10 protein-coding genes are annotated in these 12110 nt (G+C 64.6%); 3 read left to right on the top strand and 7 right to left on the bottom strand.

Annotation, left to right across the window (positions count from 1 at the left end):
* The first annotated feature begins 116 nt into the window (after positions 1-116).
* Both KSS93_RS21435 and KSS93_RS21430 read left to right on the top strand, forming a co-directional pair.
* Complete coding sequence (locus KSS93_RS21435; protein WP_217885884.1) at positions 117-1010, top strand: DMT family transporter; 894 nt, start codon at positions 117-119, stop codon at positions 1008-1010.
* Positions 1011-1056: 46 nt separating this feature from the next.
* On the top strand, positions 1057-1983 hold the full coding sequence (locus KSS93_RS21430) for a class I SAM-dependent methyltransferase (RefSeq protein WP_437182137.1): 927 nt from the start codon (positions 1057-1059) through the stop codon (positions 1981-1983).
* A 120-nt stretch (positions 1984-2103) separates the two neighbouring features.
* Here the strand turns inward: KSS93_RS21430 and KSS93_RS21425 are convergent, their stop codons facing one another.
* From KSS93_RS21425 to KSS93_RS21415, 3 genes are all read right to left on the bottom strand, one after another.
* Positions 2104-4128, bottom strand: a complete 2025-nt coding sequence (locus tag KSS93_RS21425; protein ID WP_217885882.1) for a mechanosensitive ion channel family protein — start codon at positions 4126-4128, stop codon at positions 2104-2106.
* Positions 4129-4310: 182 nt separating this feature from the next.
* The gene (locus tag KSS93_RS21420) at positions 4311-5309 is read right to left on the bottom strand and encodes a sulfate ABC transporter substrate-binding protein (RefSeq protein ID WP_217885881.1); all 999 of its coding nucleotides are present in this window, start codon (positions 5307-5309) and stop codon (positions 4311-4313) included.
* A gap of 217 nt (positions 5310-5526) precedes the next feature.
* On the bottom strand, positions 5527-6348 hold the full coding sequence (locus tag KSS93_RS21415; RefSeq protein WP_217885880.1) for an ion transporter: 822 nt from the start codon (positions 6346-6348) through the stop codon (positions 5527-5529).
* A gap of 153 nt (positions 6349-6501) precedes the next feature.
* On the opposite strand from KSS93_RS21415, the gene KSS93_RS27020 reads away from it, so the two are divergent.
* Positions 6502-7197, top strand: coding sequence for an RHS repeat-associated core domain-containing protein (locus KSS93_RS27020; RefSeq protein ID WP_437182059.1), 696 nt, complete (start codon positions 6502-6504; stop codon positions 7195-7197).
* Here KSS93_RS27020 and KSS93_RS21405 read toward each other — a convergent pair.
* The 4 genes from KSS93_RS21405 to KSS93_RS21390 all read right to left on the bottom strand — a co-directional run bounded on the left by KSS93_RS21405 (position 7173) and on the right by KSS93_RS21390 (position 12068).
* Positions 7173-8039, bottom strand: a complete 867-nt coding sequence (locus tag KSS93_RS21405) for an urea transporter (RefSeq protein WP_217885878.1) — start codon at positions 8037-8039, stop codon at positions 7173-7175. The two genes, KSS93_RS27020 and KSS93_RS21405, sit on opposite strands and share 25 nt — an antisense overlap.
* Positions 8040-8224: 185 nt before the next feature.
* Positions 8225-9640, bottom strand: coding sequence for a pyruvate kinase (pyk, locus tag KSS93_RS21400; RefSeq protein WP_217885877.1), 1416 nt, complete (start codon positions 9638-9640; stop codon positions 8225-8227).
* Positions 9637-10911 carry a glycerate kinase type-2 family protein gene (locus tag KSS93_RS21395; protein ID WP_217885876.1) on the bottom strand — a complete coding sequence of 425 codons (1275 nt, stop codon included), beginning with the start codon at positions 10909-10911 and terminating at the stop codon, positions 9637-9639. The genes pyk and KSS93_RS21395 overlap by 4 nt, the downstream gene beginning before the upstream one ends.
* A 263-nt stretch (positions 10912-11174) precedes the next feature.
* Positions 11175-12068, bottom strand: a complete 894-nt coding sequence (locus KSS93_RS21390; protein ID WP_217885875.1) for a 2-hydroxy-3-oxopropionate reductase — start codon at positions 12066-12068, stop codon at positions 11175-11177.
* Positions 12069-12110 lie beyond the last annotated feature (42 nt).

Here is a 12110-nt window from a genome sequence, read left to right as displayed (position 1 = left end):
ATTTGAAGAAATTGCCTTGATAGTAAAGGCCGATACCAGGTTTTGCCTTGTTTATCCGCTGGATGGCGCGGCGGGCGCCTGCGCATACTGTGGCCATCGTTTACAGGAGGTGTGGGATGGACAATTCATTGCGCCGTGGCTCGCTGGAGATGATCGCCGCCATGCTGATTTCCGGGACCATCGGCTGGTTCGTGCTGGTGTCGGGCCTGCCGGTGGCCGAGGTGGTGTTCTGGCGCTGCGTGTTCGGTGCCGGCGCTTTGCTGGTGATCTGCGCGGTGCTGGGCTTTCTCAAGCCGGGGGTGATCAGCCGCACGGCACTGCTGCTGGCGATCGCCAGCGGGGTGGCCATCGTCGGCAACTGGGTGTTGCTGTTCGCCTCCTATTCGCGGGCGTCCATCGCCATCGGCACGGCGGTGTACAACGTGCAGCCGTTCATGCTGGTGGGGCTGGCGGCGGTGTTTCTCGGCGAGAAGCTCACCCTGGCCAAGTTCACCTGGCTCAGCGTGGCGTTTCTCGGCATGCTGGCGATTGTCAGCGCCCACGGCGCCGGGCAGGGCAGGGGTGACGACTACTTGCTGGGTATCGCCCTGGCGCTGGGGGCGGCGCTGCTTTACGCCATCGCCGCGTTGATCATCAAGCGCCTGAAGGGCACGCCGCCGCACCTGATCGCGTTGGTCCAGGTAGCCACCGGGGTTTTGCTGCTGGCGCCGTTCGTGCGGCCTGCCGGGCTGCCGGCAGAGCCTTCGGCACTGGCCAGCCTGGTCACCCTGGGCATCGTGCATACCGGGGTGATGTACGTGCTGCTGTACAGCGCCATCCAGCGCCTGCCCACGGCGCTGACCGGGGCGCTGTCGTTCATCTACCCGATTGCGGCGATTCTGGTGGACTGGGTGGCCTTCGGGCACCGCCTGGCGCCGTTGCAGTGGCTGGGGGTAGGGCTGATTCTGTTGGCGGCGGCGGGTATGCAGCAGGGGTGGTGGTTTCGCCCGGCGCGACTTGCCCCGCGATAGGGCCGGAGCAGGTAGAATGCCGCTTTTTGCCAGCCTGCGACCCGCCATGACCTCGCCGATCCACACCCTCGAGCAACACCTGCTCGCCGCCCTCGACCCTGCTCCCAGCGAAACCCGTCGCCTGTTCCACGGCCGTGGCCGTTGCTGGCCGGGGCTGGAGCAGGTCACCGTCGACTGGCTGCAGGGCGTGCTGTCGGTGGCGCTGTTCCGCGAGCCGGAGCCGGGCCAGCTGGCCGAGCTCCAGGCCATGCTGCAGCGCCTGGCCGAGCGCCCGCAATGGACTGGCCAGGCCATGCTAATCCAGCACCGCTACCTGCCCGACAGCCCTGGCCAGTGGCTCTTGGGCGAGCCCTGCCAGCAGCGCGAGGTGGTCGAGGACGGCCTGACCTACCTGCTCGACCTGGGCGTGCGGCAGAACACCGGGCTGTTCCTCGACATGCGTTACGGGCGGCGCTGGGTGCGCGAGCAGGCGGCGGGCAAGCGGGTGCTCAACCTGTTCGCCTACACCTGCGGTTTTTCGGTGGCGGCGATTGCCGGTGGCGCCGAGCAGGTGGTCAACCTGGACATGGCCAAGTCGGCGCTGTCGCGCGGGCGCGACAACCACCGCCTGAACCAGCACGATGCCTCGCGGGTGGCTTATCTTGGGCACGAGCTGTTCAAGTCGTGGGGCAAGGTGCGCAAGTACGGGCCTTATGACTTGATCATCATCGACCCGCCGACCTTCCAGCGCGGCAGCTTCGTGCTGACCCAGGACTACGGCAAGATCCTGCGGCGCTTGCCTGAACTGTTGAGTGACGGCGGGACGGTGCTGGCCTGCGTGAATGACCCCGGCATCGGGCCGCAGTTCTTGATCGACGGCATGGCCGAGCATGCGCCGGGGCTGGCGTTTGTCGAGCGGCTTGCAAACCCGCCGGAGTTTCCCGACGCCGACCCTGAGGGTGGGTTGAAGGCGCTGGTGTTCCGGCAGATCTGATTCAGCCTGCCCCGGCCCCTTCGCGGGCAAGCCCGCTCCCACAGGGACCGCAACAGCATCCAGACCTGTGGTGATCTTGTGGGAGCGGGCTTGCCCGCGAAGGGGCCGGGCCACGCAAGCTCAAGCCCCCAAGGCCTGCACCGGCAACGGATACACCTGGGCAAAACTGACTTTCTCGGCCTGGTCCACGCGCTTTTTCAGCCGCTCGTTGAACGCCCGGCTAACCGCATACTGCCCCCCGGAGATGGTGCGGAACTGCGCCGTCAGCACAAATCCGTTCAAGTCCATGCGGTCCACCCCGAACACCTGCAACGGCCCCTGCAGGTTGATACGCAGCAGCGGGTCTTCGCTGATCGACTGCCCCACCTCGTGAATCAACCCCAGCGCCTGGTCCACATCGCTGTCGTAGGTGAACTGCACCGAGAAGAACGCATAGGCGAACTGCCGTGACTGGTTGGTGACCGCCTTGATCTGGCCGAACGGCACCGAATGCACGAAGCCCTTGCCGTCGCGCAGGCGCAGGGTGCGGATGGTCAGGCTTTCCACGCTGCCGGCGTGGCCGGAGTCGAGCACCACCCAGTCGCCAATCGAGATGGTGTCCTCGATCAGGATGAACAGCCCGGTGATCACATCCTGTACCAGTTGCTGCGAACCGAAGCCGATGGCCAGGCCGATCACCCCGGCGCCGGCCAGCAAAGGCGCGACATTGATGCCCAGGTTGGCCATGGTGGTGATGGTGCAGATGACGATCAGGATCACCTTGATGGCGTTGCGCAGCATCGGCAGGATGGTCCGCACCCGGGTGCTGGGCTGGCGCGCCTTGCTGCGCCCGACCGGGGGCTTGAGGGCCTCCTGGATGGCAGTGTCGAGCACCACCCACAGCAGCCAGGTGACCAGCAGGATCAGGCCGATGCTCGAAAGCGAATTGCTGATGGCCTGGCCCAGGCTGTTGCTCAGGGCAAAATCGATCACCGAGAAGCCCCAGATACGCCCCAGCAGCTCGATGAAGGTGATCGCCATGGCAATGCGCAGCAGCGCGTGGGCGAGGCTGCGCAGCAGCTCCTTGTAAGGCCGCACGCGCTGCGCCGGGTCCGTTTCGCGCGGCGCCAGCAGGTGCTGCAGCAAGGTGCTGAGGAACACTGTCGAGACCAGCAGCACGGTGGTCAGCAAGGCGTTCTGCAGGGCTTTCTGGCTTTCTTCGCCAGCGCCGACCAGGTGGATGGCCGAGACCAGAATCATCAGCAGGATCGGCAGGTACCACACCGCCGAGAAGATGCGCAGGGTCTCTTGCACGGCGCGGTGCTGCACGCGGTCCTTGTAGCTGCGGTTGCGGATCAGGTGGGCGACCGGCCGGCGCAGGCGGATCACCAGGCTTGCGAAGATGAAGGTGGCGGCAAGGCCGGTGAGCACGGCGATGCTGGCGGTGATGTTGCCGCCCAGCTGGCGCGCGATCTGCGGGCTGGTCAGGGCGTCGCTCCAGGCCGCGAGAAAGCCGATCAGAAACAGCGGGCGCGGGGTCAGGCGCTTGATCAGGGCCACGGCCGCGCGCTTGTGGCCGGCGTCGAACAGGGTGATCAGGCACAGAATGATCGAGGTGGAGAACAGCCCGCTGCTGGTGGCGTAGGCCAGGCTCAGGCCCAGGGCGCGGGCCACCGAGGGGTCGAGAAAGCGGCTGGCGTAAAGGGTCAGCGGCAGGCTGGCCAACGCCGGCAGGGTAAAGGGCAGCAGGTAGCCGAGCAGGCTGCTGGCGCGTTTGCGCGGGCGTAGCCAGGCGCTGGCGCATGCACGCCTGGCGGCCCAGCGGCCGAGGCTTGTGAGCAGCGCAAAGCTGGCCACCCAGGTGAGCGTGAGCAGCAGGAAGTTGCCGGCCAGGTGCAGCGAGTCGGTGGCAGAGTGCTTGTCGACCAGGCGCTCCACTTCCTTGGCGGCGCGGTCGGTGCGCAGGCGCCAGGCGTCCACCAGATGGGCGTCCAGGTCCAGCTCCTGGGCGGCGCTGTCCAGGCCGTCGGCCAAGGCGCCGAGCAGGCCGCCTTGCAATACTGCGGCAGGTTCAGCGGGTGGTTCATCCGCGGGGGCGGGCTCTGCGGCCAGAAGATGGGTACTCAGCAGGCAGCCAAGCAGCAGGGTGAAGAAAGCGCGCAGCACGAGAGTACTCCTTGGGCCGGTGAGGGGCAGGGTTACTCAAGGAGCTGATTGGTGGGGGCGGGGAAAGTTCGATTGGTGTGTTGCCTGCGCCGGCCTCTTCGCGGCTAAAGCCGCTCCTACAGGTATCGCACAAACCCTGTGTGGAGCTTTAGCCGCGAAGAGGCCGGGCCTGCATGTATCAATTACTGGCCGGTGTAGATCTGGTCGAACACCCCACCATCATTAAAGTGGGTCTTCTGCACGGTGCGCCAGTCGCCGAAGGTTTTCTCCACCGACAGGAAATCGACTTTCGGGAAGCGGTCGGTGTACTTGGCCAGCACCGTGGCGTCACGCGGGCGCAGGTAGTTTTGTGCGGCGATCTCCTGGGCAGCCGGGGACCACAGGTACTTGAGGTACTCCTCTGCCACAGCCTGGGTGTTCTTTTTCGCCACCACCTTGTCGACCACGCTGACCGGCGGCTCGGCTTCGGCCGACACGCTTGGGTAGACCACCTCGAACTGGTCGCGGCCGAACTCGCGGGCGATCATTTCGGCTTCGTTCTCGAAGGTCACCAGCACGTCGCCGATCTGGTTGGTCATGAAGGTGGTGGTGGCGGCGCGGCCACCGGTGTCCAGCACCGGCGCCTGCTTGAACAGCTTGCCGACAAACTCGCGGGCTTTGGTTTCGTCACCGCCCTGCTTGAGCACGTAGCCCCAGGCCGAGAGGTAGGTGTAGCGGCCGTTACCCGAGGTCTTGGGGTTGGGCACGATCACCTGCACGCCGTCCTTGAGCAGGTCGGGCCAGTCTTTCAGCGCCTTGGGGTTGCCCTTGCGCACGATGAACACGGTGGCCGAGGTGAACGGCGCGCTGTTGTTCGGAAGGCGGGTCACCCAGTTGTCCGGCACCAGCTTGCCGTTGTCGGCCAGGGCGTTGATGTCGGTGGCCATGTTCATGGTGATGACATCGGCCGGCAGGCCGTCGATCACCGCGCGGGCCTGCTTGCTCGAGCCGCCGAAGGACATCTGCACGTTGACCTTCTCGTTGTGCTCGGCCTCCCAGTGCTTCTGGAAGGCTGGGTTGTAGTCCTTGTAGAAGTCGCGCATCACGTCGTAGGAAACGTTGAGCAGGGTTGGCGCGGCCTGGGCCAGGTTGCCCAGGGCCAGGCCTGCGGCGAGTAGCGAGGCGCTGAAGAGTCTTTTCACGTTGCGTCCTTGTTATTGAATGGGGAGTGGCAGAGTGCCTGCGACTATAGCGGGTGGCTGTGTGGAGGCTAAAGAACAAAAACAGCTTTGGTTATGTCGGTGTGGCTGCTGGCCCTATCGCCGGCAAGCCGGCTCCTGCAGGGACCGTGCAGCGTTCAGGCCTGCAGTGATCCTGTGGGAGCGGGTTTACCCGCGAAGAGACCGGCACAGGCAGGCTTCATTGCTTGGGAAACAGCACGTTCCCGCAGCGCGAACAAAACGCCGCGCCATGCTCATGGGTCTTTTTGCTGCACACCGGGCAGTCATGCTGCAACTGCTCGCCTCGCATGGCATTGGCAAGCTCGGCGGTAAAAATGCCGGTCGGCACGGCAATGATCGAATAACCGGTAATCATCACCAGCGACGAGAGCACCTGCCCCAGCGGCGTCTTCGGCACGATGTCGCCAAAGCCCACGGTGGTCAGGGTGACGATGGCCCAGTAGATGCCCTTGGGGATGCTGGTAAAGCCATGCTCGGGCCCTTCGACCACGTACATCAGGGTGCCGAATACGGTCACCAGGGTCGATACGCTGACCAGGAACACGATGATCTTCTGCTTGCTGCCCTGCAGCGCCGCCAGCAGGTAATGGGCCTGCTTCAAATACGGGCTGAGCTTGAGCACGCGGAAGATCCGCAGCATGCGGATGACGCGGATGATCAGCAGGTACTGCGCGTCGCTGTAGTACAGGGCGATGATCCCCGGCACGATCGCCAGCAGGTCCACCAGCCCGTAGAAGCTGAACGCATAGCGCAAGGGCCTGGGCGAGCAGTACAGGCGGGTGAGGTATTCGGCCAGGAATATCGCCGTGAACCCCCATTCGATGGCTGCCAGCAGCCCGGCGTAGCCCTGGTGCACCTCATCGATGCTGTCGAGGATCACCGTCACCAGGCTGGCCAGGATGATCAGCAGGAGAATTTTGTCGAAGCGGCGGCCGGCAATGGTGTCGGTCTGGAAGACCATGATGTAGAGGCGTTCGCGCAGGGATTGCGATACGGGCATGTGCATTGGCTCGAAATACTGATGTGAACAGCCTAGAAGGGTTGATGGCCTGTCCGCAATCGGCGACATGCGATGGCAACTGATATTGTTACCAGTTTTTCAACCTCGTGTTTTCGGCAAACATGCAGTGCAGAGTTGGAAATTGGAGCGACCATGATCCCTTTGAAAACGAAACCTTATCAGGTTAACGCCTATTCACCATTTGGCTACCTAGCAGGTTCGGCAACAACCTTGGCTTACACCGGTCAGCTGTTCGATGAATACCTTTCAGGCTACCTGCTGGGAAATGGTAATCGGCGCTACGCACCCTCCCTGATGCGCTTCACAAGCCCTGACAGCATCAGTCCATTTGGGGCCGGGGGTATCAATGCTTACGCCTACTGCAATGATGATCCAGTCAACAAAGTAGACCCGACAGGGCAGATGGGGCAGAACACGGGACTGACAAGGAGCCTTTCGCTGTTCGGCTTGGTCAAGAAGGACTTGAAAGGCCACTTGAAGCCGCTTGCCAAACCAGAAGTCCGCGGCAAGTCTTTGCGGGTTATGAAGGTCAACGGTGAAACATTCACGACTTATGAGTTTACCGGGAACTCACCGACGATCAGTTCACGGATCGTTGCCCAGTTGCAGCCAATTGCTGAGCTATCGGGTGTGTACTTTAAAAAGGGCGATGTTTATATCCCAGCACCGCCCCGATCCACGGGGCTTCACTTGCGTTGGAAAAAGTTCGAGCGCGTCGAACTTATTCCCTCCACCCATGCATTCATTACTCCGGTTACGCAACCATCAGTTCCTGTGAGGCAGCAAATGGCAGTTCCAAACGATTATGTCGAAGACATACGACGTTGATTCATACACGTGATGTACGTACCTATATGCATCAGCCAGCAGGCGGCGACAAAGGGCGCCGTCAACCCCGCCACCGGCATCAGGTTGAACAGCGGCTGCAGCAGCAGCGCCAGGGCAATGGCCAGCAAGGTCACCCACGGCCGCTCCCCCTGGCGGCTGAAGGCCAGCGCCGCTAGCGCGGCATTGAACCCGTACAACCCCATCCAGACGGCTTGCCCCTCGCCGGCCAGCAGCGCCACGGCGCCGCCGAGCATCGAGCCGATCACCGCCCAGGTGGCGGCGTAGGGGTTGGCGAAGTACATGCCGATGACGACCAGCAGCCCGGCCATGGGCTTGTCGAGCAGGAAGATCTGCCCCACGCCGCGCAGCAGGGCGTACAGCGGGTCGGCCTCGACGTAGGCGGTGGCGGCAGGTTCGGCCATCATCAGGGCGGCCCAGCCGAGCAGCACGAACGGTGCGGTATAGGCCAACAGCAGCTTGCCGCCGCGCTTGCGCCACTGGTGGGTGAGCATGCTCGACAGCCCGCCGGCGGCGATGATCAGCGGCGGCAGGATGGCCGACCAGGGCAGCACGGCGCTGATCAGAATACCGATCAGCACGCCGTTGTAGCAGTACAGCCCGGCCTGGCGGTCGGCGCGGTCGTAGCCGCGGCGCTGGGCCGTGAGCAGGCCGGCGAGAGCGCCGAGCAGGGCGCCGCCGACCAGCGCCGGGGCAGTCAGCAGGATGGCCAGCAGGCAGCACAGGCCGCACAGGGGGCTGCGCAGCAGCAGCACCTGGCTGAAGCCGTTGAGCAAAGCCGTAGCCCAGTCAGGGCACGGGTTGACGAAATTTTTGGTGTACATGGGCAGTCAGTGAGGTTGGGGGTAAGCGCAGGGCCTCTTTGGGCCTCGATTTTTGCGCAGTTGTCAGGTGTATCACGGCCGCTGTGGGAGCGGGCTTGCCCGCGAATGCGCCAGCCCAGGCAACATCGTTGCGGCGGCTGGCCTCTTCGCGGGCAAGCCCGCTCCCACAGGGTTGATGCTGTGCCTTACACCAGCGTCTCGATCCGCAAGGTGTTAGTCGAGCCCGGCTTGCCGAAAGGCACACCGGCGGTGATCAGCAGCGTGTCGCCACGGCTGGCCATGCCTTGGGCCTGGGCGATCTCGAGGGCGGTGGAAACCACCTCGTCAACCTGGCGCAGGCGGTCGTTGACCACCGAGTGCACGCCCCAGGCCACGCTCAGGCGGCGGGCGGTCTTGAGGTTTGGCGTGAGGTTGAGGATCGGTGCCCGTGGCCGTTCGCGTGCAGCACGCAGGGTCGAGGTGCCCGACTCGCTGTAGTTGACCAGCACCGCCACTGGCAGGATGCCGCTGATGCGGCGGATGGCGCAGCTGATGGCGTCCGACACGGTGGCCTCGGCCTTGGGCCGGCCGACGTCGAGCTGGGCCTGGTAGTCCGGGCCGTTCTCCACCTGGCGGATGATCTTGCTCATCATCTGCACAGCTTCCAGCGGGTAGTCGCCCGAGGCGGTTTCGGCCGACAGCATCACCGCGTCCGCACCTTCGGCCACGGCGTTGGCCACGTCGGTGACCTCGGCGCGGGTCGGGGCCGGGGAGAAGCGCATCGACTCGAGCATCTGCGTGGCCACCACCACCGGTTTGCCCAGCTGGCGGCAGGTGTTGATGATTTGCTTCTGGATCTGCGGCACGCTTTCGGCCGGCACTTCCACGCCCAAATCGCCACGGGCGACCATGATCGCGTCGGACAGCTCGGCGATGGCCTGCAGCTGTTCCACTGCAGAGGGCTTCTCGATCTTGGCCATCAGGTAGGCACGCTCACCAGTCAGCTGGCGCGCCTCGACGATGTCCTCGGGGCGCTGCACGAATGACAGGGCCACCCAGTCCACGCCCAGCTCCAGGCCGAAGCTGAGGTCGCGGCGGTCTTTTGTGGTGAGCGGCGAGAGGTCGAGCACCGCTTGCGGCACGTTGACGCCCTTGCGGTCGGACAGCTCGCCACCGTTCAGCACTTCGGTGTCGATGGCGTCACTGTGCTTGGCGGTGACCCGCAGGCGCAGCTTGCCGTCGTCCAGCAGCAGGTCCATGCCTGGCTGCAGGGCGGCGATGATTTCCGGGTGCGGCAGGTTGACCCGGCGGTTGTCGCCCGGGGTGTTGTCCAGGTCCAGGCGCAGGGCCTGGCCGCGTTGCAGCTGCACCTTGCCTTCGGCGAAGCGGCCGACGCGCAGCTTGGGCCCTTGCAGGTCCATGAGAATGCCCAGCGGGTAGTTCAGCTGTTGCTCGACTTCGCGGATCCACTGGTAGCGCAGGGCGTGGTCGGCGTGCTCGCCGTGGCTGAAGTTGAGGCGGAAGATGTTCACCCCGGCTTCGACCAGCTGGCGGATGTCGTCGATGCCTTTGATCGCAGGGCCGAGGGTGGCGAGGATCTTTACTTTTTTATCAGGCGTCATGATTGGGCAGTCTCGAGGATCAGGATGGCGCGGAAGTCGTTGACGTTGGTGCGGGTCGGCTCGGTGACGATCAGCGCATCGAGGGCGGCGAAGTAGCCGTAGCCGTTGTTGTTGTCCAGCTCATCGCTGGCCGACAGGCCCAGGGCCTCGGCGCGGGCGTAGCTTGCGGGGGTCATGAAGGCGCCGGCGTTTTCTTCCGAGCCGTCGATGCCGTCGGTGTCACCGGCCAGGGCGTACACGCCCGGCAGGCCCTTGAGGCTTTCGGTGAGGCTCAGCAGGAACTCGGCATTGCGCCCGCCACGGCCATTGCCGCGCACGGTGACGGTGGTTTCGCCGCCGGAAAGGATCACGCAGGGGGCTTTGAGTGGCTGGCCGTGCAGGACGATTTGCCGGGCGATGCCGGCGTGCACCTTGGCCACCTCGCGCGACTCGCCTTCCAGGTCGCCGAGGATCAGCGGGCTGAAGCCGGCCTGGCGCGCCTTGACGGCGGCGGCCTCGAGCGACTGCTGGGGTTTGGCGATCAACTGGAAGTGGCTGCGGGCCAGCGCCGGGTCATCGGCTTTGACGGTTTCCGAGGCGGGGTTGTTGAGCCAGTCGATGACTGCTTTGGGCGCGTCGATGTTGTAGCGCTTGATGATTGCCAGGGCATCGGCCGAGGTGCTCGGGTCGGCCACGGTGGGGCCGGAGGCGATGACCGTGGCCAGGTCGCCCGGCACATCCGAGATGGCATAGGTGTAGACGGTGGCTGGCCAGCAGGCCTTGGCCAGGCGGCCGCCCTTGATCGCCGAGAGGTGCTTGCGCACGCAGTTCATCTCGCCGATGGTGGCGCCGGATTTTAGCAGCGCCTTGTTGATCTGCTGCTTGTCGGCCAGGGTCAGGCCTTCGGCGGGCAGGGCCAGCAGGGCCGAGCCACCGCCGGAGAGCAGGAAGATGACGCGGTCGTCTTCACTGAGGTTGCTGACCAGGTCCAGCACGCGCTTGGCCACGGCCAGGCCTGCGGCGTCGGGGACCGGGTGGGCGGCTTCGACTACCTCGATCTTCTGGCAGTTGGCGCCATGGCCGTAGCGGGTCACGACCAGGCCCGAGACCTCGCCCTGCCAGCTTTTTTCGACCACTTCGGCCATGGCGGCGGCGGCTTTGCCGGCGCCGATGACGATGACCCGGCCGCTGCGGTCAGCGGGCAGGCAGGGTTCGAGGACTTGACGCGGGTGGGCGGCAGCGATGGCTGTGTCGAACAGGTCGCGGAGAAGTTTTTGCGGATCGACCGACATGGCAGGCTCCCATTTATTGTTGTTCTGCAGAATCGAAAACGCCCCTGGAACTGCCTCCGTGCAGGCCGAACCAGGGGCGGGTGTTGCTCGGGTTCACCTATGGACCAGTGGTCGCAGGTTCATAGGCGTTGGCTTCTTCGCGGCGGTTCGGCGCCCCGACAAGCCCGCTCCCACAGGATTGCCGTTGCCTTCAGGTTCAGCGCTGAACCTGTGGGAGCGGGCTTGTCGGGGCGCCGAACCGCCGCGAAGAGGCCGGTAAGGTCTTACTTGTCGTCGCGGATCGAGAAGTTGGCCATGTGCTCCAGGCCCTTGATCAGCGCCGAGTGGTCCCAGTTGCCGCCGCCCAGGGCCTGGCAGGTGTTGAACACTTGCTGGGCGTTGGAGGTGTTGGGCAGGTTGATGCCCAGCTCCTTGGCGCCTTGCAGGGCCAGGTTCAGGTCCTTCTGGTGCAGGTTGATGCGGAAGCCCGGGTCGAAGGTGCCTTTGATCATGCGCTCGGCATGCACTTCGAGGATCTTCGACGAAGCGAAGCCGCCCATCAGTGCTTCACGCACTTTGGCAGGGTCCGCGCCGTTCTTGGCAGCGAACAGCAGGGCTTCGGCCACGGCCTGGATGTTCAGGGCGACGATGATCTGGTTGGCGACCTTGGCGGTCTGGCCATCACCGTTGCCACCCACGCGGGTGATGTTCTTGCCCATGGCTTCGAACAGCGGCAGGGCGCGCTCGAAGGCTTTCGGGCAACCGCCGACCATGATGCTCAGGGTCGCAGCCTTGGCACCGACTTCGCCGCCGGACACCGGGGCGTCCAGGTAGGCAGCGCCGGTGGCCTTGATCTTCTCGGCGAAGGCTTTGGTGGCGGTAGGGGAGATCGAGCTCATGTCGATCACCACCTTGTTCGGGCCGACGCCCTGGGCGACGCCGTTGTCACCGAACAGCACGGCTTCAACCTGCGGGGTGTCCGGCACCATGACGATGATGAACTCGGCTTCCTGGGCCACTTCCTTCGGGTTGGCCAGAGCCACGGCACCGGCGGCGACCAGGTCGGCCGGGGCTGCGTCGTGGTGGGTGGAAACGAAGATGCTGTGACCTGCCTTTTGCAGGTTCTGAGCCATGGGCTTGCCCATGATGCCGGTGCCGATGAAACCGATTTTAGCCATGAGAATGTGCCTCTTTGTATTTGTGGTATCTCAAGCGCGCCG

The sequence above is a fragment of the Pseudomonas xanthosomatis genome (assembly GCF_019139835.1).
GTDB lineage: Bacteria > Pseudomonadota > Gammaproteobacteria > Pseudomonadales > Pseudomonadaceae > Aquipseudomonas > Aquipseudomonas fakonensis.
The sequence above is the reverse complement of the archived record's forward strand: the minus strand, read 5'-3'. Positions and strand labels throughout refer to the sequence as shown.

What these genes read in the sequence shown, in the direction of transcription:
- KSS93_RS21435 (WP_217885884.1), top strand. Translation starts at nt 117, where the DNA reads ATGGACAATTCATTGCGCCGTGGCTCGCTGGAGATGATCGCCGCCATG.
- KSS93_RS21430 (WP_437182137.1), top strand. Translation starts at nt 1,057, where the DNA reads ATGACCTCGCCGATCCACACCCTCGAGCAACACCTGCTCGCCGCCCTC.
- KSS93_RS21415 (WP_217885880.1), bottom strand. Translation starts at nt 6,348, where the DNA reads ATGCCCGTATCGCAATCCCTGCGCGAACGCCTCTACATCATGGTCTTC.
- KSS93_RS27020 (WP_437182059.1), top strand. Translation starts at nt 6,502, where the DNA reads ATGATCCCTTTGAAAACGAAACCTTATCAGGTTAACGCCTATTCACCA.
- KSS93_RS21405 (WP_217885878.1), bottom strand. Translation starts at nt 8,039, where the DNA reads ATGTACACCAAAAATTTCGTCAACCCGTGCCCTGACTGGGCTACGGCT.
- pyk (WP_217885877.1), bottom strand. Translation starts at nt 9,640, where the DNA reads ATGACGCCTGATAAAAAAGTAAAGATCCTCGCCACCCTCGGCCCTGCG.
- KSS93_RS21395 (WP_217885876.1), bottom strand. Translation starts at nt 10,911, where the DNA reads ATGTCGGTCGATCCGCAAAAACTTCTCCGCGACCTGTTCGACACAGCC.
- KSS93_RS21390 (WP_217885875.1), bottom strand. Translation starts at nt 12,068, where the DNA reads ATGGCTAAAATCGGTTTCATCGGCACCGGCATCATGGGCAAGCCCATG.